Annotated in this window: 15 protein-coding genes; 9 read left to right on the top strand and 6 right to left on the bottom strand. The window is 61.4% G+C overall.

The window, feature by feature from the left end; all coding sequences use genetic code 11:
- Window positions 1–182 precede the first annotated feature (182 nt).
- The 4 genes from BMZ38_RS15020 to BMZ38_RS15035 form a co-directional block, all read right to left on the bottom strand.
- Entirely contained in the window at window positions 183–3938 is a 3756-nt protein-coding gene (locus BMZ38_RS15020; RefSeq protein ID WP_091339489.1) for a glycosyltransferase, read from the bottom strand.
- A 4-nt stretch (window positions 3939–3942) separates the two neighbouring features.
- Window positions 3943–5268, bottom strand: a complete 1326-nt coding sequence (locus BMZ38_RS15025; RefSeq protein ID WP_091339492.1) for an ABC transporter ATP-binding protein — start codon at window positions 5266–5268, stop codon at window positions 3943–3945.
- Window positions 5258–6004 carry an ABC transporter permease gene (locus tag BMZ38_RS15030; protein ID WP_245747250.1) on the bottom strand — a complete coding sequence of 249 codons (747 nt, stop codon included), beginning with the start codon at window positions 6002–6004 and terminating at the stop codon, window positions 5258–5260. The genes BMZ38_RS15025 and BMZ38_RS15030 overlap by 11 nt, the downstream gene beginning before the upstream one ends.
- Before the next feature lie 107 nt (window positions 6005–6111).
- Entirely contained in the window at window positions 6112–7275 is a 1164-nt protein-coding gene (locus tag BMZ38_RS15035; protein ID WP_091339495.1) for a trans-sulfuration enzyme family protein, read from the bottom strand.
- A gap of 146 nt (window positions 7276–7421) precedes the next feature.
- On the opposite strand from BMZ38_RS15035, the gene rfbB reads away from it, so the two are divergent.
- The 8 genes from rfbB to BMZ38_RS15070 all read left to right on the top strand — a co-directional run bounded on the left by rfbB (window position 7422) and on the right by BMZ38_RS15070 (window position 15749).
- The gene (rfbB, locus tag BMZ38_RS15040; protein WP_091339498.1) at window positions 7422–8471 is read left to right on the top strand and encodes a dTDP-glucose 4,6-dehydratase; all 1050 of its coding nucleotides are present in this window, start codon (window positions 7422–7424) and stop codon (window positions 8469–8471) included.
- Between the two features lie 11 nt (window positions 8472–8482).
- A complete protein-coding gene (gene rfbA, locus BMZ38_RS15045; protein ID WP_091339501.1) occupies window positions 8483–9370 on the top strand; it encodes a glucose-1-phosphate thymidylyltransferase RfbA in 888 nt (295 codons plus the stop codon).
- On the top strand, window positions 9367–9924 hold the full coding sequence (gene rfbC, locus BMZ38_RS15050; RefSeq protein WP_091339503.1) for a dTDP-4-dehydrorhamnose 3,5-epimerase: 558 nt from the start codon (window positions 9367–9369) through the stop codon (window positions 9922–9924). Before rfbA ends, rfbC begins: the two co-directional genes overlap by 4 nt.
- A complete protein-coding gene (rfbD, locus tag BMZ38_RS15055) occupies window positions 9921–10841 on the top strand; it encodes a dTDP-4-dehydrorhamnose reductase (RefSeq protein ID WP_091339506.1) in 921 nt (306 codons plus the stop codon). Before rfbC ends, rfbD begins: the two co-directional genes overlap by 4 nt.
- 114 nt (window positions 10842–10955) lie before the next feature.
- Window positions 10956–13139 (top strand): toll/interleukin-1 receptor domain-containing protein, encoded by a 2184-nt coding sequence (locus tag BMZ38_RS15060; protein ID WP_091339509.1) that lies wholly within the window; start codon window positions 10956–10958, stop codon window positions 13137–13139.
- A 73-nt stretch (window positions 13140–13212) separates the two neighbouring features.
- Window positions 13213–13590: a hypothetical protein gene (locus tag BMZ38_RS15065; protein ID WP_091339513.1), complete on the top strand. Its 378-nt coding sequence runs from the start codon at window positions 13213–13215 to the stop codon at window positions 13588–13590.
- Between the two features lie 132 nt (window positions 13591–13722).
- Window positions 13723–13866 carry a hypothetical protein gene (locus BMZ38_RS17830; protein ID WP_175483748.1) on the top strand — a complete coding sequence of 48 codons (144 nt, stop codon included), beginning with the start codon at window positions 13723–13725 and terminating at the stop codon, window positions 13864–13866.
- Window positions 13867–14054: 188 nt separating this feature from the next.
- Window positions 14055–15749, top strand: a complete 1695-nt coding sequence (locus BMZ38_RS15070) for a DUF4231 domain-containing protein (protein WP_091339515.1) — start codon at window positions 14055–14057, stop codon at window positions 15747–15749.
- A gap of 6 nt (window positions 15750–15755) precedes the next feature.
- On the opposite strand, the gene BMZ38_RS15075 is transcribed toward BMZ38_RS15070, so the two are convergent.
- On the bottom strand, window positions 15756–17420 hold the full coding sequence (locus tag BMZ38_RS15075) for a recombinase family protein (RefSeq protein WP_091339518.1): 1665 nt from the start codon (window positions 17418–17420) through the stop codon (window positions 15756–15758).
- The gene (locus BMZ38_RS15080; protein WP_091339522.1) at window positions 17407–18072 is read right to left on the bottom strand and encodes a recombinase family protein; all 666 of its coding nucleotides are present in this window, start codon (window positions 18070–18072) and stop codon (window positions 17407–17409) included. Before BMZ38_RS15080 ends, BMZ38_RS15075 begins: the two co-directional genes overlap by 14 nt.
- Window positions 18073–18251: 179 nt before the next feature.
- Between BMZ38_RS15080 and BMZ38_RS15085 the strand changes: the two genes are divergently transcribed.
- Complete coding sequence (locus tag BMZ38_RS15085; RefSeq protein WP_091339525.1) at window positions 18252–20459, top strand: AAA family ATPase; 2208 nt, start codon at window positions 18252–18254, stop codon at window positions 20457–20459.
- Window positions 20460–20614: the final 155 nt, after the last annotated feature.

A 20614-nucleotide genomic window follows, 5' to 3' on the forward strand; every position in this document is an offset into this window, starting at 1 on the left:
TTCCATGTGATATAACGCGTTAACCTGCCGTATGGCTGACGCGTTTTCAAAGATCGCGCCTTGGATCTACACTCGCCCACCAATCGGTCCGCATCGCCAAAACAGATCGATAACTCACAACCCGCCGCGGCACCGTCACTGGGTACCGTCCACGTTCTAGCTGCCGCCCCAACCGCCTGTGGCTACATGGGCATGCGTGGAGGAAACGCGAGTTCGAACGGCGTTCCTACTAACGTGAGATTGCAGCTGTAAAACGGGTCAGCGGCCAGCTCAAACGGCCACCTTGCCAGCATCGATTCGACTTCGCTGGCGAAGCGCGCCTGCTTCTCCGGGGAATCTTCATAACCCCGGGTAGCCGACTCGTGGTGATACAGCTCGGCAAACGGAGTCCATAAATTGCGATATCCGCGTTGCTTCACCCGCAGGCAGAAATCGATATCGTTGAACGCGACCTGCAAGGACTCGTCCAAACCGTTCACCTCCTCGAACACCTCACGCCTGATCAGCAGACAAGCGGCGGTCACCGCGCTCATGTTCTGTGTAAGCGCGGCCCGGCCCATCTGTCCGGGGTAACCACGTGGCTTGCCGCAATAAGCATGTGCAGCCACACCGTGCACGCCGAGCACGACACCGGCATGCTGGATGGTGTCGTTAGGGTAGTAGAGCATCGCACCGACGGCTCCGATCTCAGGGCGCATCGCATGGCCAGCCATCTCTTGTAGCCAGTCGGGTGAGATTACCTCGATGTCGTTGTTGACCAGACCGACCAGCTCGCCCTGGGTTTGCCGCACTGCGTAATTGTTTAGCGCGGAGTAGTTGAATGGCTGGTCGTACGCGATAACTTTCACCTTCGGGTTGACTACGACGTCCCTCAAGTACTGCAACGTGGCAGGATCCTGTGACTGGTTGTCTACGATGATGATTTCGTAATTGTCGTAGGTGGTGAGGGCGAGAATTGAATTGACACAGCGTTCGAGCAGCTTGAGCCCGTCGCGTGTCGGAATGATCAGACTGATCTTTGGCGCTTGTGTAGGCAGGGCGTAGCTCACACGGAAATTTCCCGGTCGCCCAACGATTTCCTGCAGCTTCGCCTTGACCTTTATACGCTCTAGATGCTCACCAATAGCCTTCATGCCGGCCTTGCGGGCATAGCTTTTCTCGTCGACCGCCATGGCAGTTGAACCAGGGATCGCGCGCCAGTGGTAAAGCACTCGGGGAATATGTCCGATGTTTGTTGGCGCGAGTCTTTCTATGCATCGCAAGGCAAGGTCCCAGTCCTGACTGCCTTCGTAACCTTCACGGAAACCCCCAACATCAAGCAGCAATTGACGCTGGTATATGCCCAGGTGGCTGATGCAATTCTGTGACAGCAGCAGATCGTAGTTCCAATCCGGCTTCATGTAGGGATCATAACGTCGCCCGTCCTGGTCAATCTTGTCCTCGTCGCTATAGATAAGCTTCCACGAGCGATGGCTTTGCAGGTACTTGACGACCTCGAACAAGGCCAGTGGATGCAGCTCATCATCATGATCGAGCAACGCGACGTATTCCCCGCTCGCCAGTGCCAGAGCGCTATTGGAGGTAGCCGAAATATGACCGTTCCGAGGGCGTCTTACGAGCCGGATGCGGCCATCTTTCGCGGCATACTCGTTCAATATCCGAGCGACATGCGGCGCTGGGGAGGCATCATCCGCTATACACAGCTCCCAGTTCGGATAAGCCTGCGCCTGCACGCTCTCGATGCAGCGTCGCAACCACTTCTCCTCGGTGTTGTAGACAGGCACAAGGACCGACATCAGTGGCTGAAACTCCCAGGCCGCGCACACCGTACGCGCTTGCTCGACATCCTGCGGCGTGACGCGATCGTAATTCTCCAGCCACGCATCATATGTATTGGCGACTCCGGTTGGCCTCGCATACGACCTATATAGCGCACCCAAAACACCGCGCAAGCCGAGTTCGCGAAGCCTGCCGACCAACATGCGCGGGCCGATTCCCTTCCTGCCTGGTAGGCGGGAGGCAGTCCGGGCTGCCTGCACCAGCGCCAGTGCCGCCGTGACCTTACTCACACGCCTCATGACAAGGCGACGGACAGATAGCTGGCAGGGTGACATGGCCGGATCGAATCGCAAGCCATGCAAGGGGTGGGAGAAACGTACGACGCCGCGGTGCAACGACTGGCCAGGCTTGACGAAAGACATGTTTATGCCTTGCGTGTCCGGCGGTACGTCCGGGCCGTAGTCTGGGTAGAGGATTGCTTGCACGGGACTGCCGTCGTGCTGCTCCATGTCGAGGCTGATCATGTACCAGCCCGGCGCCATGGGAAAATTATCGCTACCGCAAGCGAATATCGGATCGGCCCCGGTTACCTGCCAACGTCGTTCGCTTGGGTCCAACGCCTCAAGCTGCTGGATTGGCATCAGTTGAAACTCGGTCCGTGCCACTCGCCGACGCAGTCGCGAAAAGATATCCTGCCGCTTCAGTAGAGTGCGCAGAAGCGTCTCATGGCGAACCTGCCCCTTTCGCAGCGGCTCGACAATCGCTGTCAGGCGGCCGACAGCGTCGGTCAGATGCTGATCGATATCTCTCAGGCGCTTCTGTAAGGCAGCCTCTACCTGAGCGACCTGTTCATCCAGCGCCCGCGCGTGCTCCCGCTGACTGAGATTCAGCCGTTCCACACTTCGACCCACGGTTCGCAAGGCGACCTGGCCCGCCGCGGCTTGCCTGATCTCGCCAAGTGCTCTGGCCTGCGTAGCTGCGATCTCCCATGTTGCCGGTTCGTTGAGCACAACCTCGATCGTCAGCTCCAACCGCAACACCAATGCCCCGGCCGGCGATAAGCCGCCCACGAGATCGGCAATCTCGATTTCCACATAAGGGTCGCGCTCAAGCGCAACAATTCGTAGCTCGCCAGCCTTCTCGGGCGGACAAACGTCGCAATGGAGGAAACCCAGCCTGGCGTGAAGATCGGCCACCGGCACATCGTGAGCAACTCCGCCCTCGATGGCGAGGGACATCGCACCTACACGAAAAACACCGGGCGCCTCGCCGGGATCCAGCCGGATATAGTCCGGACGTATGCCCGGCGGAAGCAGGAACTCGATCGCCCGTCTGCCCTCGGTGACATCGAGCTTCGCGCTTAGCAATCGCTCTTCGCTGAAGTGCTCATCTTGTTGCCGGTAGAAAAGGCTGCACACTAGATCCGGTGCGGTTACTTCCACTTGCGCCGGAGCCGCGCCATCCGCACGGACAATGGTCTGCCCCAGTTGACTGAAGCACTCGCGCATGCGCTCTGGTTCGGCCTGCGCCGCCTGCATGAAGGCCTGGAACCCGTCAGGCGCATGCGTGCCCACCTGCACTACTGCCAAACCATTGCTATGGGTGAAATCGAACGTAGGGTAGCGTTCGGCTAACTCTTCGATTAGACGGAAAACCCCAAAGCCGCGATCTCGCACCTGCGAGTCATGGAAAAGCACGACAGCACGGTCGCTCAATTTCGGCAACCATGTTTCGAAATCGTGCCGCACGGCCTCATAGGAATGAAGACCATCAATATGTAGCAGATCAATGCTGGCGTCAGCGAAATCAACTATCGCCTCGTCGAAGAAACAACGCTTCAAGTGCGAAAAGCTTCCATACAATGGGTCGTGATAGGCCTTCAGGCTAAGATAAACATCGTCTGCGTATTTTCGTGCATGCGCGTCGCCCTCCCACGAATCAATCGCCGTGCAACGTGTCCCAATATTCAAGCGGAGGACCGCTTGACAGAAGGCCAGGTACGAATTACCGGAATCGGTACCCAGCTCAACCAAGCTCCGAGGGCGCAGCAAGTCGATCAGTAGATACGCAAATGGGATATGACCCGCCCATGCGAATGGGAACGAGAGCCGCGGCCGCAGAAAAGCGACCGGATGATCGTCAAGACGAAAAGGTTTCATGGAATCATTCACGGTCGAGGGTAATGCTGTACATGGGAAGACCAATGATGCCCGCCGGAGCTTGTGTTCCCTGAGATTTAAATATCAAAGCCTCATGAACCCAGCTTTGGATGACATGGTCACTCTGGCTGCCATCCGCCACCCCAGCTGTGACAAAGTAATCTCCTGCTTGCAGGCGCGGCATATCAAAGTGAAAACGGGCGCGGAATGTTTCTCCAGCAGCGACCGAAAAGCCAGTGTCCAGATAACTGAGATAGGTGTTGTCACCAAACAAAAACTGGCCGAGCCGGTCCTTCACATAAAATCCGACAATGACATTTTCTAACGGCTCATTGGCTTCGGCGGTAAGCTCCAATACCACGCTCTCGCCGCCGGTAACCCAACGCATCTGCTTATCATGTTCGTCGAGAATGGCCACATCGACCACGCGAGCCTTCAGCTCACCAAAACTTTCCGCATCGGGATGGAACGTCGAAATTTCAATGTCATTACGAAGCAACGAGCGATCAATTAGCTCCTGCCGGCAATCTTTGCGTCGCAACTTGGCACGTTTCCCTGCTCCAACTGACTCGCGCCGTAATGCCCCTCCCTGACGCTCGGCCATGAAAGCTTCCAAGTACGCGTGAACTACTTCCTTGGCTGTACCGCACGCTTGTTGCCGTCCGTGATCCAACCAGACGGCGCGCTCGCATAGCCCGGTAACTGCTGAACTGTCGTGACTGACAAACAGCAGAGTGCCTCGCGTTTTAAATTCGCGCAGGTAGCGCATGCATTTTTGCGTAAAAAAGGCGTCACCTACCGCAAGCGCCTCATCAATGATAAGGATGTCAGCGTCGACATGCGCCATCACCGAAAAAGCTAACCTCATGGCCATGCCACTAGAATAGCTTTTAACCGGTTGTTCGATAAACTCACCGATATCGGCAAACGCCGCAATTTCATCAAAACGTTTGTCGATTTCGCTACGGGTCAGGCCAAGCACCGATCCGTTCAGGTAAACATTCTCTCTGCCAGTGAACTCTGGATTGAAGCCGGCACCGAGTTCCAGTAATGCGGCCACTCGTCCGCGCACTCGAACGTCACCGGTCGACGGGGCCAAGGTTCCACAAATGATCTGCAACAAGGTCGATTTGCCCGAGCCGTTGCGTCCGACGATCCCTACGGTTTCGCCTCGCTGGATCGTAAAGTTAATGTCGCGCAGGGCTTCAAATTCGCGATACCACCGCTTGTTCCCGCCCAATATCATCTGCATCAATCGATGATGCGGTTTGTCGTATATCGGGTAAATCTTGCCCATGCCACGCACTTCAATGACGATCTCAGAGGACATCAGCAAATCCCCGTTGCGTCATTACGAACCAAGCATGCCCCAGCCAAGCCACCAGCAGACCAGTTACTGTCGCCAATGCAAGCGCCCCCCAGTTCGGCGCTTCGCCCATGAGCACCACAACGCGAGCCTCGTCGATAAAAAAGGTCAGCGGATTGAGATTGAACAGAGTTTGTAGGTTTTTGGGCAAAATACTGACCGGAATAATTGCCGAAGACAGGAAGAGCATGGCCGTCATGAATACCGGCATCACTTGGCTGATATCGCGAAAATAAACACCCACAGACGCCAAAAACCAGCACATGCCCATCGTCAACAGCATTAGTGGAACTAAGATCAAAGGCAACAGAAGCAGGGTCAGATGCAACCGATGCTCCAGTGCCAACATGAGCAGCGCCAGAACAACCACGTTCATGAATGCGTGAAACAACGCCGAAAACATCATCGGCCAGGGCAATACATCGAGCGGAAATACTACCCGTTTGACGAAGTTCGGATTACCGACCACAAGGGTGGTGGCGCGCGACACGCATTCTGCAAAGAATCCGTGCACGATCAAGCCAGTGAACAATATCGCCGCGTACGAGTGATCCCCGCCAGCCTCGTGCGGCCAACGGCTCTTCATTATGGTGCCGAACGCAAAAGCGTATATGCACAGCATCATAAACGGGCTTATGACGGACCACGCCAAGCCGAAACTCGCGCCACGGTAACGCCCTAATACTTCGCGCTTGCTCAACTCCCACACCAAAGATCCATTTCGAAGTAGCGAGGCGAACGGGCTCTCCCAACGGCGACGATCCTGCAATACCGTGGCGTCACTTCGTCCCTGTCGTGGCATCGGACTCATTGCAACGCAAACTCCAACTCTGCACGTAGATCCGCAATATCCTCCACGCCCACCGACAACCTCACGAGTCCGTCGCTGATGCCCAGCCGCTTGCGGTTGGCCGGCGGCACCGAGGCGTGGGTCATGATGGCCGGATGCTCGATCAGGCTTTCCACGCCGCCGAGGGACTCGGCCAACGCGAACAGCTCGCAGCGCTCCAGCATGCGGCGGGCCTTGCGCAGGCCGCCCTTGACCTCGATCGTCACAATGCCGCCGAAGCCGTGCATCTGCCGGCGCGCCAGCGCGTGTTGCGGATGGCTCTTCAGGCCCGGGTAGATCACCCGTTCGACCGCAGGATGCTTCTCCAGCCATTGGGCCAGTTCCAGTGCGCTCCGGCAATGCGCCTGCATGCGCAGGTGCAGGGTCTTCAAGCCGCGCATGGCAAGGAACGCGTCGAACGGGCCGGCGATGGCGCCCACGGAGTTCTGCAGGAAGGCCATCCGCTCGGCCAGCTCTTCGTTGCCAGCGACCACGATGCCGCCGACCATGTCCGAATGACCATTGAGGTACTTGGTGGCCGAGTGCAGCACCAGGTCCGCGCCGAATTCCAGTGGCCGCTGGACCATCGGTGAGCAAAAAGTGTTGTCCACCACCAGGATCAGGCCATGCTTCTTCGCAAAGGCGGCGACCTTGGCCAGGTCCACCAGCTTGAGCATCGGGTTGGTCGGCGTCTCGGCCCAGATCATGCGGGTATTGGGTTTGAGCGCGGCCTTCAGCGCTTTGGCGTCATTGAGGTCGATGAACTCGAAGTCCAGCCCGGCCGAGCGCCGGCGCACCCGCTCGAACAGTCGGTAGCTGCCGCCGTAAAGGTCATCCATCGCAATCACGTGGCTGCCTGAGTCGAGCAGGTCCAGCACCGTGGCCGCCGCCGCCAGGCCGGACGCGAAGGCAAACCCAGCCACGCCGCCCTCCAAATCTGCCACACAGTGCTCGTAGGCCATCCGCGTCGGGTTCTGCGTCCGCGAATACTCATAGCCCTTGTGTTTGCCGGGACTCTCCTGAACGTAGGTCGAGGTGGCGTAGATCGGCGTCATGATCGCGCCGGTGCTCGGGTCGGGATGCTGGCCTGCGTGGATGGCGCGGGTTCCGAGCCCGAGGGAGGCGGCGTTCTTTTTGTTCATGGGGCAAAGGGCCGACAACAATGGGGCAGCTATCTTAACCGCGAAGCCTGCTTTTGCCTTAATTCCGGCTATTTCCGCCGGCACCCGCGATCCCGCAAACCGCCCTGTCGATGGCACAATACGGGGTTTGGAAGACGGACCGGATCATGGATACCTTGCTCGTCACCGGCGGCGCCGGCTTCATCGGCGCCAACTTCGTGCTGCAGGCGGTCGCCGGCGGCCTGCGCGTGGTCAACCTGGACAAACTGACCTACGCCGGCAACCTCGACACCCTTGCCTCGCTCGAAGGCAGCGACCGGCACCTGTTCGTGCAGGGTGATATCGGCGATCGCGCCCTGGTCGCCCGGCTGCTGGCTGATCACCAGCCACGGGCAATCATCAACTTTGCCGCCGAATCCCATGTCGACCGCTCAATCGACGGCCCGGCCGCGTTCGTCGAAACCAACGTGGTCGGCACGCTCGGCCTGCTCGAATGCGCCCGCGACTACTGGCGCGGCCTGGATGGCGGCGCTCGCGGGGCGTTCCGTTTCCTGCACGTATCCACGGACGAGGTGTACGGCTCGCTGGGCGCCGAGGGCAAATTCACCGAAACCACGCCGTACGCGCCCAACTCGCCCTACTCCGCTTCCAAGGCGGCCTCCGATCACCTGGTGCGCGCGTTCCACCACACCTACGGCTTGCCCACGCTCACTACCAACTGCTCGAACAACTACGGGCCCTACCAGTTCCCGGAGAAGCTGATCCCGCTGGTGATCCAGAAGGCCCTGGCCGGAGAGCCCCTGCCGGTCTATGGCGATGGCAGGAACGTGCGTGACTGGCTTTACGTGGGCGACCACTGCAGCGCGATCCGCCGGGTGCTCGACGCCGGGCGCATCGGTGAAACCTACAACGTGGGCGGCAATGCCGAGCGCGAGAACCTCACGGTGGTCAAGACCATCTGCGCGCTACTCGATGCCCGCCGGCCGCTGGCCGACGGCCGCCCGCGCGAGTCGCTGATCACCTTCGTCAAGGACCGCCCCGGCCACGACCGCCGCTACGCGATCGATGCGGGCAAGCTGCAGCACGAGCTCGGCTGGACGCCCACGCAAACCTTCGAAAGCGGTATGGCACACACGGTCGACTGGTACCTGGCGCACCAGCTTTGGGTGCAGCGGGTGCTGGACGGCAGCTACCGCATGGAACGACTGGGCTCGTAGGGAGACGACACATGAGCGCACGCAAGGGCATCATCCTGGCCGGCGGTTCCGGCACGCGGCTGTATCCGATCACCCAGGGCATCAGCAAGCAGCTGCTGCCGGTGTACGACAAGCCGATGATCTATTACCCGCTGGCGATGCTGATGCTGGCCGGCATCCGCGAAGTGCTGGTGATCAATACCCCGCACGAGCAGGCACTGTTCCAGCGGCTGTTGGGCGACGGATCGCAGTGGGGCATGGACATCCGGTACGCGGTACAGCCCTCGCCGGATGGTCTGGCGCAGGCGTTCCTGATCGGTCGCGAGTTCCTCGGCGGCGCGCCCAGTTGCCTGGTGCTGGGCGACAACATCTTCTACGGCGTGGGCCTAACCGAACGCCTGCAGCGCGCCGCCGCGCGCGAACAGGGCGCCACCGTATTCGGCTATTGGGTGCGCGATCCCGAGCGCTATGGCGTGGCTGAATTCGACGCCGACGGCCGCGTGGTCGGGCTGGAGGAAAAGCCGGCCAGCCCGAAATCGAACTACGCCGTCACCGGCCTGTATTTCTACGACGAACGCGCCTGCGACTACGCCGCCTCGCTCAGCCCCTCGCCGCGTGGCGAGCTGGAAATCACCGACTTGAACCGCTGCTACCTGACCGGTGGCAACCTGCATCTGGAGCAGTTGGGCCGTGGCTACGCCTGGCTGGACACCGGCACGCACGAATCGCTGATGGAAGCGGGCAACTTCATCCAGACCATCGAGCACCGCCAGGGTTTGAAGGTGTGCTGCCCGGAGGAGATCGCCTTCCAGAAGGCCTGGATCGACGCCGAACAATTGCTGCGCCTGGCCGAGCCCCTGGCCAAGACCGGTTATGGCCAGTACCTCAAGAACCTGATCAACCAGGGCCTCGTGCGATGAAGATCCTCCAGACCGCCCTGCCCGGCGTGGTGGTGATCGAACCGCAGGTATTCGGCGATGCCCGCGGCTTCTTCTACGAAAGCTACAACGAGGCCAAATACCGCGAGGCGGGCATCGAAAGACGCTTCGTGCAGTCGAACGTCTCGCGCTCGGCCAGGGGCGTGCTGCGCGGCCTGCACTACCAGTGGCCCAATCCGCAGGGCAAGCTGGTCAGCGTGCTGGAGGGTGAGGTCTACGACGTGGCAGTGGACATCCGCCGCGGTTCGCCCACTTTCGGCCGCTGGGCCGGCGCCATGCTCACCGCCGACAACCATCGTCACTTCTGGATTCCCGAAGGCTTCGCCCACGGCTTTTGCGTACTCTCCGAGTTCGCCACTTTCACCTACCAGTGCACCGCGCTCTACGACCGCGAGGGCGACGCCAGCCTCCGCTGGAACGACGCGGACATCGGCATCGACTGGCCGGTCAGCGCGCCGCTGCTGTCTGACAAGGACACCCGCGCGCCGTTCCTGAAGGACGTTCCCGCCGAGCGCCTGCCCGTCTACGCCCCATGAAGATCCTGCTGCTGGGCGCCAACGGCCAGCTCGGCCGCAGCTTCGTCGAGGATGGCGGACTGGCCGCGCGCGGGAAACTCGCGGTGGCCACGCGCAACGGTTCGCTGTGGAATGGCGGGCGCGCCGAGGTGGCCGATCTTGCCCGGCCGGGCCTGGACCGGCTGCTCGGCCAGCTGGCACCCGACGTGATCGTCAACACCGCTGCCTACACCGCGGTCGACCGCGCCGAGCAGGAAGAAGCCCTGGCTGCCCGCGTCAACGGCGAAGCGGTCGGCGAGCTGGGCGCCTGGGCTGCGGCACATGGCGCACTGGTAGTGCACTACTCGACCGATTACGTGTTCGACGGCAGCGCGACCGCTCCCTACCCTGTCGACGCACCCACCGGTCCGCTGGGTGCCTACGGCCGCAGCAAACTCGCCGGCGAGGAAGCGTTGCGCGCCAGCGGGGCCGACCACCTGATCCTGCGCACCGCGTGGGTCTACGCCCCGCACGGCCACAACTTCCTGCGCACCATGCTGCGCCTGGGCGCCGAGCGCGAGGAACTGCGTGTGGTTGCCGACCAGTACGGTGCGCCCACCTCCACCGCGTTGATCGTGCGCGCCAGCCTGGCGCTGCTGGACCGCTGGTGCGATGCCGACGCCACCGAACGCAGGCAGCTGCAAGGCATCCATCACGTGGTGGCCAGCGGCTACACCAGCTGGCACGGCTTCGCCAGCGCGATCTTCGACGAGGCGCATGCCCGGTGCCTTATCGGGCGCATCCCGAAGGTCACGCCGATCACGACCGCCGAGTTTCCGACGCCGGCACGACGCCCGGCCTGGTCGGTGCTGGACAACGCCGGCCTCAGGCACCACGGCATCGACCTGCCCGACTGGTCCGTCGGCTTGCGCGAAACCATGGATCGACTGGCCGGCTGACGCGCCACGGCTGCCACGCCCGCTTCGTCGGCCCGTGAGGCATCCATCACGACCGGGATGCTAGGTTCCGGCGCACCGCCAGCGAATCGGGCGACTCGATCCGGGGTCGTCGTCATGAACCGGGCACCCCAAGCGGAAGCGCTTCGCTACCGCGCCTTCATCAGCTACAGCCACCGCGACAAGGCGTGGGCGGAGTGGCTGCATCGCGGGCTGGAGACCTATCGCGTGCCCTCGCGCCTGGTTGGGCAACGCACCGCTGCGGGGGTGGTGCCTCGCCGGCTGGCGCCGGTCTTCCGTGACCGCGACGAGCTGGCTTCCTCGGGCGACCTGGGTCGCCAGGTCAACCAGGCGCTGGCCCAGTCGGCCAACCTGATCGTCATCTGCTCGCCCGCCGCCGCGGCCTCGCGCTGGGTCGGCGAGGAGGTACTCGCCTTTCGCCGGCTCGGCCGCGACGGGCGCATTTTTTGCCTGGTCGTCGCCGGCGAGCCGAACGCGGCCGGGGACAACCAGGCACAGGAGTGCCTGCCGAAGGCGTTGCGCCTTCCTCTGGACGGCAATGGGCCGCCCGGCGCGAAGGACGCCGAACCGGTCGCCGCCGACGTGCGCCCCGGCAAGGACGGCAAGCACAACGCCAAGCTCAAGCTCGTCGCCGGCCTGCTCGATTTGGAGTTCGACCAGTTGCGCCGGCGCGAACTGCAGCGGCGCAACCGGCGCCTGACCGCGCTGGCCTGCCTGGCCTTGCTGGTGATGCTGGTGACCAGCCTGCTGGCGATCGACGCCGTGATCGCGCGCCATGCCGCCGAGCGGCGCCAGAAGCAGGCCGAAGCGCTGGTCGACTTCATGCTCGGCGACCTCAACGACAAGCTCGCCCAGGTGCAGCGCCTGGACATCATGGAGGCGGTCGACGACAAGGCGATGGATTATTTCCAGTCGCTGCCCCCGACCGACATCACCGACGAGGCGCTGCAGCAGCGCGCCAAGGCGCTGGAGAAGATCGGGAGCGTGCGATCGGACCAGGGCCACCTGGCGGCGGCGATGGCCGCCTTCCAGGCCGCCGCACAGGTCGCCGGCCCGCTCGCCGATGCGGCACCGGACGATCCGGAGCGCCAGACCTCCTATGCCGAGATCCTGGCTTTCATCGGCATGACCGACTGGAACCTGGGCGACCTGGACGCCGCCCAGCGCCATTTCGAAGAGGCTAGGAACGTGCTGCAGCGTGCCCAGTCGCATGCGGCCGGCGACCCCGAACTGATCTTCCTGCTCACCTCCATCGACAACAACATCGGACACGTTTTCGAAGCTCGTGGGAAGCTCGACCAGGCCGAAGCGGAATACCGCCGCATGCTCGTCCGCTGCACGGCGCTGGTAGCGGGCCGGCCGCCCAACGCCCAATGGATCTCGCAGTTGGGTGCGGCGCACAACAACCTGGGCAAGACCGCGTTGGTGCGCGGCGATCTGGCGGCCGCGCTCGCCGAGTACGCGGCCGACGACGCGATCGAGACCGGCCTGAGCGCGCGCGATCCGAAAGACAATGACCAGCGCGAGAACACCGTGCGGGTACGGGCCACGCTTGGGCGCACCTCGATGATGGTCGGCAATACCCCGGCCGGCCTGCTCCAGATGCAGCAGGCGCTGGACATGGCGACCCAACTGGCGAAGGTCGATCCGAGCCAGACCAGTTTCCAGCAAAAGGTGGCGCTGTATTCCTCGCAACTGGCCCGGTTCCGGCGCCTGACCGGCGACCTGCCTGGAGCGAGCGCCCTGGTCCATCAGTCGCTGCGAATCTATTCGGCGCTGACCCGGCAGGATCCTGCCAATGCCGACTGGCAGCAGGGCCTGGCCGAAGCAAGATCGGAACAGGCTGCGCAGGCGCTCGCAGCGGGGCGGGACGACCTGGCACTCGGCCAGGTGGGGGCAGCGCTGAAGCTGCTCGACCCGTTACTCGCCAAACAGCCTGACGACCGGGCCACTCTGCTGGACACCGCGACCGCCCGGCTGCAGCTGGCCGCCCTCACGCGCGATGCGCCGCGTGCCCGACAACTGCGCGAGCGCACGTTGCTGCTCTTGCAGAAGGTAAGCAGCGGTCGGGGCGACCCGCGCCTGCTTGCGTTGCAGACGGATGCGTTGCTCGGGATGGGCCGGAAGGACGAGGCAACGCCCGTGATCGGGCGGCTGTGGGCGTCGGGCTATCGCGATCCGGCGCTGCTGTCGCTGTTGCGGCATGAGCAGATCGACTATCCGCGCAATCCGCAGTTCGAACAACGGCTGGCGTCCGCCAACCAGCGCCGACAGCCATGATTTGGCCGGGGAACAGGGAAACCCAAGGACGAACTGAGTACCTCAACCGAGCTCCACCGTTGGAGGAACCGACATGCCGAACAATCTCCACGTCTCGCTGGACGAGTCGACCGACCCGTGGTCCGTTCAGGTCGATCAGCAAGGCAACGCCAACCACGTCGGCCGCAGTCCCGATCCACAGACCATTACCTGGCAGCTGACCGGAAACGCGGCGTCCGGATCCATCATTTCTTTCCAATGGATAGCCACGCCTCCGCCCGAGGGCATCTTCGGATCGCCCGCGATAAGCGGCAACGGCAACCAGCTGACGCTCAGCGACACCAACAACAGCGCGAGCACGGCCGGTACCTGGACCTATCAGTTGACGGTCGAGGTCGACGGCAACGACTACTCCACGGTCGCCGACTTGCCGACCGGCACGTCCACCACGCCAACGATCAAGAACAACTAGCCGTCTTGCGGAAAGGACGGCCCACCGGGTCGAAAGGCGCCGACCGACGTCACCGATCGATAACGCGGCGAGGCGTAAACGCGGGGCCGCCAGTGCACTGGCGGCCGAACCATTCACATCCCGGAGAATCCCATGCCCTCCAACAAAGAGCACGAAGACCTGGCGCCTGAGCCGCTCGATGACGAGAACGCGTCTGACCAGAAGGAGGCATCGCCGAGCCTGGCGACCCCGCTGCTGCCGGGCACATCCACCCGGCCAACGATCAAGAACAACTGAGCCGTGCCTCGATCGGCGGCCTCGTCGCATGCGGGCAGCCCCAGAGGTGGCGTGCCATCCGATGGCGGCGGCCCCCTGGCCCCGGATCGGGAGCGCATGAGACATGGCCGGCGTGAGCGCGATTTCACCTGGAACGGCGGCGGTGCTGGGGCCGTACCGCCGTGGCATGTCGGGATCCTGAAAATGCCATGACGCCCCTGGTGATCGGCGTAACCAGCCATCGCGACCTGCCGGAGGCGGACACGGACGCCATCCGCCATTGCGTGCGTCGTTTACTGGAGTCGCTCGGGCAGGCGTACCCGTCGCTACCGCTGGTAGTGCTGTCCGCGCTGGCCGAGGGCGGCGATCAGCTGGTGGCGGAGGAAGCGCTGGGACTCGGCCTGCGCCTGATCGCACCGCTGCCTCTGCCACACGAGCTGTACATCGAGGACTTCACCGATTCCGCTGCCCGTGCCCGGTTCGAGGCGCTGTGCCGGCAGGCCGAGGTCATGGTGCTGCCGGTGCGCCACGGACACACGCACCACGACGTGGGCAACCCAGGCACGCCGCGCGACCAGCAGTACGCCCAGGCGGGCGTCTACATCGCCAGCCACTGCCACATCCTGCTGGCGATCTGGGACGGCCAGGCGTCCGACCGGCTGGGCGGCACCGCCCAGATCGTGCGCTATTACCTCAGCGGCACGCTGCCCGGGCCGCCGGGGCAGGAGCGCGACCCGCGCCACATCCTCGGCGCCGGCGACGAGCGCCTGCTTTGCCACATCGCATGCGCCCGCGCCGATGTTCCCGCGGACGAGCGCCCGCCGATCCGCGTGCAGTGGCGCCATGCCGCGGCCGATGGCCCGGAACCGGAGATCCCTGCGGCGTTCCGGTTGATGTTCGAGCGCATGGCCGAGTTCAACGACGAGTGCACCCGGCACGCGGCTGCGATCGACGCCGCGTCTGGAACCGTGGCCAACGCGGGCGCCGCCGCGCCGCCGACGGTAGCGGCCATGGCCATCGAGCGCAGCTTTCGGGAAGCGGACTGGCTGGCCGTGCATTTCCAGCATCGCGTCCTGCTGGCCATGCGCTCGATCTACGTGATGGCGGCGCTGATGGGCATCGCCTTCACCTGCTACGCCCATTTCGCGGCCAAGGACTACCTGATCTATCTGTTCCTGCTGCTGTTCGCGCTGGGCGCCGTGGTGGCGGCGATTGCCAAGCGTCGCGGCTGGCACCGCAAGTACCTGGACTACCGGGCGCTGGCCGAAGGCCTGCGGATCCAGTCCTACTGGCGGCGCGCCGGCATTTCGCTGACCCGCGACCATGCGTTCGCGCATGACGACTTCCTGCAGAAGCAGAACGTGGAACTGGGCTGGATCCGCAACGTGATGCGCGCCTCCGGGCTACCGCCCAGCCACGCGCCCGCCGCCACGGCAACGGCCCTGAGCGAAGTGATCGCGGAATGGGTGGGCCAGGCCGGCCGCTCTGGCCAACTGCACTACTACGAACGCAAGAGCGTCGAATGCGCCGGCCTGCATCGGGTCACCGAGGCCATCGGCGCGATCAGCCTGTGGAGCGGCGTGTCGATCAGCGTCTTGCTGGCTGTATTCGCGCTGCACCTGGGCGAGTCGACCAAGGCCACGCTGGTCGCGGTGATGGGCATCCTCTCGATCATCGCCGCGGTGCGCGAGGCCTACGCCTACCGCAAGGCCGACAAGGTGTTGCTCAAGCAATATCGTTTCATGGAGCGCATCTTCGGCGCGGCCCGCGCGGCTCTGGACCGCACCGGCGACCCGGCCGAGCAGCGCGCGATCCTGCGCGCGCTGGGCCATGCGGCGCTGACCGAACACGCCGAATGGACGCTGATGCAGCGCGAACGGCAGGTCGAGCACGGGCCGATGTAGCCGCTCTTATTCCACCGTAGCGGAATGTGTTCCAACGGGGGTCAACTGTTTTCCCCCGGCAGGCCCTCTTGCGTGCAGGGTTACGGGACCGATGCCGGGGACGCTCCAGTAGCTCGAACCGCGCTTCACTACAGCATCGCCAGCGATAGCCCGCGCGAACTTGAGCTCAAGCACGTGCTCCTTCGTATCCGATCGGAACCATACGTCGATGCGCTCGATTAGGCCCGATAGGTACCGCTTACGCTCTTCCGGCGTGAGCTCCTCCTTCGGCGCCTCCTCCCCCCACGTGGCGATCCACTCGCCCCATTTCTGGCGCTGGTGTTCCAGATCCGTTTCCGTCTTGAGCATTTCGAGCTTTGCCAGGAGCGCGTCACGCTCCTGCAGCATGAGCTTGGACCGATCAGCGTGCTCGGCTGCGGTTAGCCTGCCGAGCCGCCGCTCTACATCGAGTCGGACCAGTGCATCGTTGGCGATCTTGAGTTCTCTCTCCCTGGCTTTGATCGCCTTCTGGGTCTTCTTGAGGTTGGCAGCCACGGTTGCGGTGGCTCCAATGCCTTCTGCAAGCCGCCGCCGGAACTTGGCCTGGCGGGAAACTTTGAGCGCCGCCTCCCAGACGAGCCGATCGGCTTGCTCGATATTCATCGAGCGCTTGAAGCTGCACCCTGTCGTTTTGGAGAACTTGTGCTCGGGAGCAGTGCCTTTCACCCACTGCCGCTCCTTCTGCGGGCAGTAGTAGAAGTGCTCATGCTTGGCGGCTCTCGTCCTAGCTGCCATGGGCGAGCCGCAGTCGCCACAAAACATCATGTCCCGCAACAGATAGAAGTGCGTGGTCCGATTGACCTGACCTTTGCGCTGGAGAATTTCACTCCTACGTTCCTGCACCGCCTGCCAAAGGCTGACCGCCAAGATGGGTGGACATTCGACGCGCACCGTCTCCTTCAGTGCCTTGTCGGAATAGCTGTAGTATCCAATGTAGTGCGTGTTGGACAGCATCTTGAGGATCGACCCCGTCGTCCAGACGCCTCCTCGTCTCGGAGCCACACCGGAACTATCCAAGTACGCCTTGATAGCAATGGTCGATTCACCCCCGGCATACCGCTCGAACACCTGCTTGACCTTCTCTGCCTCAGGCGGCTCCACCACCAGCCTTCGGTCTTCGAGGCGATAGCCGAACACCGGTGGCCCTCCATGCCACCGGTTCTGTTTCGCTCGCGCCAGCTTCCCCGCGCGGGTACGGTCTGCTCGAACGAGGTTCTCAAACTGCGCGAACGCATCAAGGAACTGCCTCAACAGCAGATCGGGAGGGCTGGTGAAGTCGTACGTGCCGTCCTTGGTGTACAGCGTGATGCCTTGCTTCTGGAGCAAGTTTCGGATGAAGGAGGCGACGAAGTCGTTCCGCGACAGCCTGGACTGGTCGTACACGAACAGGTGCTTGACCGCTCCAGCCTGCATCTCCTGCACCAACTGGTACAACACGGGCCTGTCCTTGAGGTCCTCGTGATTGGAGCTACGACCGCCCTCGTTCCATACACGGGCTTCAAAGCCGAGCTCCCCTGCCCGCCGGCGCCCGAGCGCCTCCTGTGATGCCAACGAGGTCCCCTTGTCCTCCTGCGCAGTCGTGGAGACGCGTGTGTAGATGTGCAGCGTCGTGTTCGGGCTACCTGGCTTCATTGAGGATGTGCCTCACTCCCATGGGCGAGAAGGTGAGCTTGCGCTGCTCGCCGAGCCACGACCCAATATCGCGGTAGCTTGCCCCGCCTGTCCGCAACGCACGCATCTCGGCAATGATGGCCTGCTCGTCCGGCTTCGGCACCTTGACCGAATCCACAACCTCGTATCCAAAGGCGCGCCGTCCACCGGTGAACTTACCCTGCGCCTTCTTCATCTGCTTGACCTCCCGGATACGGGTGGCGATGCGCTCCTTCTCGAAGGTAGCGAAGGCCGAGAGGATGGTGAACACGATCGCTCCAATCCCGTTGCCGGTCACGTCACCGCCCAAGTCGATGAAGTGCACATGCACCTTGCGCTCTCGTAGCTCGTGCAGAACGTTGAGTGCGTTCCGAGTGTTCCTAAACGCCCGATCCAGCTTCGGGAACACAATCAGGTCGCCGGGTTGAAGCAAACCGTACAGCCGCCCGCCCTCCGGACGGCACTGGAACTCGACCCCTCCACTCACCCCTGCCTCGACGAACACGTTATCCGGCGGCAAGTCCAACCCTCTCGAGGCTGCGTACGCGCTCATCTGCCGCGTTTGGGCCTCCAAGCTCTCGCCATCCCGCGCCTGGGAAACGGTCGATACACGAGCGTAACCATAGACAGCCATCCCCTTTCCTCCGGTTGCGGCGATCCCCGCCGAGATAGCCCGGAAGTGTCGCGGGACAGGACCCTCTCGTAAAGCTTTGGAATCAAAAGGTTACGGGGAGTAAAGCTCGCTACAGCGATGTTTACTTGCCCGTTACGTTGGGCGATTCTTGCGGTATCCAGCGAATCTCAGGGAAGGACATGGTCACGACGAAGATCAGCCTCAAAGGGTATGCCTCGTACTCAGCCGAAGCGGTGACACCGATAACGCTGCAGAAGCCAGTTGCCGTTCTGTATGGTCATAACGGCTCAGGTAAAACGAGCATCGCGCGACTCATTCGGGCACACGGAAAGGACATGCCCGCTGAAATGAAAGACTGCTCCGTATCAATAGACGGAATCGACCAGCCCGAGCTATTCATTTACGACGCCGATTATGTAGAAGAGAACTTTCATGCCAAAGATGGCATGCGCGGAATTTTCACTCTGGGCGAAAAATCTGGAGAGGAAGTAAGGGAAATAGAAGCGCTGGAGAAACAAGTCGAACGCGATCGAGTTGCAGGCGCCATTCAGAAGGCCCTATTGCAAGCCCTGCTATCCGAAGCAGACGACTTACTCCAGCGGACGAAGGACGCGTGTTGGTCGGTCAAAGAACGCTTTGACCAAACAGCGCTCCGATTCTGTCTGGAAAAATATAAACTCCGAGGAGACAAGGCCAGACTATTTCAACATCTATTAGCCATCGCTTCGCAAGACGGCGATGTTGACCTAGACGCCCTGCTTAGGGAAGCAGATGAGCTGCTTGATAGCTCCGCTGGTAGAAAGGATGATATATCGCTACCCAATCTTGTTGCGCCCACCATTGAAGAAGACGCCTTATGGGCAGAAGAAATTGTGGGCTCGGAGGACAGTCGACTTTCACCCCTTATAAGCGCTCTACGGAATCAGAATTGGGTTGCGAGGGGCGTGACGTATCTCGATCAATCTCAACAAAAATGTCCCTTCTGCCAGCAGGGACTGCCGCATGACTTTGCAGCCGAGGTCGCCAATATCTTTGATAATTCTTACAACGAGCGAGTACGCAGGATCAATTTACTCGCCAGTCAATACAGAGACTCATTAAATACGCTCAGGCAAACGCTAGCAAGTCCTCCTTTCCAGGATGAATACGTGACTAGTGACGCCGAATGCCAGCGCGCAATCAAAGATCTTGAGTTGGCGATGGCGAGGAACCTAGAAGCTATTAATTCCAAGCTTTCCGTTCCAGCGGAACAGGTCAAGCTGGAACAGACAAGCGGCTTGCTTCAAGTGTTGATGAGCCACTTGGGACGCTTGCAATCAGACATCACGACCTATAATGCTCGATTGGAAAAACGAGATCAATCGAAAGAGCTCGTAATTAGCCGATTCTGGAAGAAAATGCGGTTCGACTACGATGCAGTTATCACGTCCTATATCACAGCCAAAGCCGAACTCGACACAAAAGCTGGCGCAATAGAGGTGCAACTTCAAGCCTTGCGAGATAGCTATATGGAGGCTCAAAGTAGACTACGTGAACTTCGGGCATCATCCAACACGATTGAAGCCGCAGTCGATGCAATCAATCTTAAGATCAAGCAACTAGGGGTTCAGGGGTTCCAGATAGAGAAGGACGAAGCAAATAAAGGGTACTATCGGATTTCCAGGGGAGAAAGAGGAAGGGCGAGCTATAAATCGTTGAGCGAGGGAGAAAAAACCCTAATCACGATGATCTATTTCTTAGAATCGCTCAATGGCGCGGAGACCTCCGATGGCACCGTCCGAAAAGGAAACCGGGTCGTCGTGCTCGATGATCCAGTATCCAGCCTTTCCCATAACCACGTGTATGACATTGCGTCCCTAGTTATGCGCGAGGTCATCGGACCTCGGCAATTTGCTCAGATCATTATTCTTACTCATAGCCTATTCTTTTATCACGAACTATTTAAGCTAATCAAGCCAGAAAAGGGGTTGTTGAAGCAATGCGAGTGCTTCAGGGTAGCTAAGCAACAACATTCTTCGATAACCCCAATGGAGTGGGATGAAATAAAAAACGATTACCAGTCCTACTGGGTGGTCGTAAAGGAGTCACAACAAGCCACCAGGTATTCCGTGGCCCTGCCGATCGCCATGCGATACATCCTAGAGCATTATTTTGGGTTTGTCTCAAACCAACAGAGTCTGCGGGACAGCCTGCTAGCGCTCGAGAGTTCCGATACTGCATTCCAACCTTTCTATCGATTTATAAATCGGCAGTCACATGGTGATCCGATCAATATCTCGGATCTCCCCAACCTAGACCCCGCCGTATACATCGCTAAGTTCAAGGAGGTCTTTGTCCGAACCGATCAGTTGAAGCATTATGAACATATGATGGACCTGGACGAGTAGGGCGCCACGGAGTCGATAGGTTGTGCTGCGCCACCGCTTGGTGAAGCGCTCATTTGGTTGGCCCTGCCTCGCCCTGCCTCGCCCTGCCTCGCCCTGCCTCGCCCTGCCTCGCCCTGCCTCGCCCTGCCTCGCCCTGCCTCGCCCTGCCTCGCCCT

It is taken from the genome of Frateuria terrea (genome assembly GCF_900115705.1).
In the GTDB taxonomy this organism is placed as follows: domain Bacteria; phylum Pseudomonadota; class Gammaproteobacteria; order Xanthomonadales; family Rhodanobacteraceae; genus Frateuria_A; species Frateuria_A terrea.

Excerpts from the sequence above, each read along its gene's own strand:
- BMZ38_RS15020 (WP_091339489.1), bottom strand. The coding sequence starts at position 3,938 with ATGAAACCTTTTCGTCTTGACGATCATCCGGTCGCTTTTCTGCGGCCG.
- BMZ38_RS15025 (WP_091339492.1), bottom strand. The coding sequence starts at position 5,268 with ATGTCCTCTGAGATCGTCATTGAAGTGCGTGGCATGGGCAAGATTTAC.
- BMZ38_RS15035 (WP_091339495.1), bottom strand. The coding sequence starts at position 7,275 with ATGAACAAAAAGAACGCCGCCTCCCTCGGGCTCGGAACCCGCGCCATC.
- rfbB (WP_091339498.1), top strand. The coding sequence starts at position 7,422 with ATGGATACCTTGCTCGTCACCGGCGGCGCCGGCTTCATCGGCGCCAAC.
- rfbA (WP_091339501.1), top strand. The coding sequence starts at position 8,483 with ATGAGCGCACGCAAGGGCATCATCCTGGCCGGCGGTTCCGGCACGCGG.
- rfbC (WP_091339503.1), top strand. The coding sequence starts at position 9,367 with ATGAAGATCCTCCAGACCGCCCTGCCCGGCGTGGTGGTGATCGAACCG.
- rfbD (WP_091339506.1), top strand. The coding sequence starts at position 9,921 with ATGAAGATCCTGCTGCTGGGCGCCAACGGCCAGCTCGGCCGCAGCTTC.
- BMZ38_RS15060 (WP_091339509.1), top strand. The coding sequence starts at position 10,956 with ATGAACCGGGCACCCCAAGCGGAAGCGCTTCGCTACCGCGCCTTCATC.
- BMZ38_RS15065 (WP_091339513.1), top strand. The coding sequence starts at position 13,213 with ATGCCGAACAATCTCCACGTCTCGCTGGACGAGTCGACCGACCCGTGG.
- BMZ38_RS17830 (WP_175483748.1), top strand. The coding sequence starts at position 13,723 with ATGCCCTCCAACAAAGAGCACGAAGACCTGGCGCCTGAGCCGCTCGAT.
- BMZ38_RS15070 (WP_091339515.1), top strand. The coding sequence starts at position 14,055 with ATGACGCCCCTGGTGATCGGCGTAACCAGCCATCGCGACCTGCCGGAG.
- BMZ38_RS15075 (WP_091339518.1), bottom strand. The coding sequence starts at position 17,420 with ATGAAGCCAGGTAGCCCGAACACGACGCTGCACATCTACACACGCGTC.
- BMZ38_RS15080 (WP_091339522.1), bottom strand. The coding sequence starts at position 18,072 with ATGGCTGTCTATGGTTACGCTCGTGTATCGACCGTTTCCCAGGCGCGG.
- BMZ38_RS15085 (WP_091339525.1), top strand. The coding sequence starts at position 18,252 with ATGGTCACGACGAAGATCAGCCTCAAAGGGTATGCCTCGTACTCAGCC.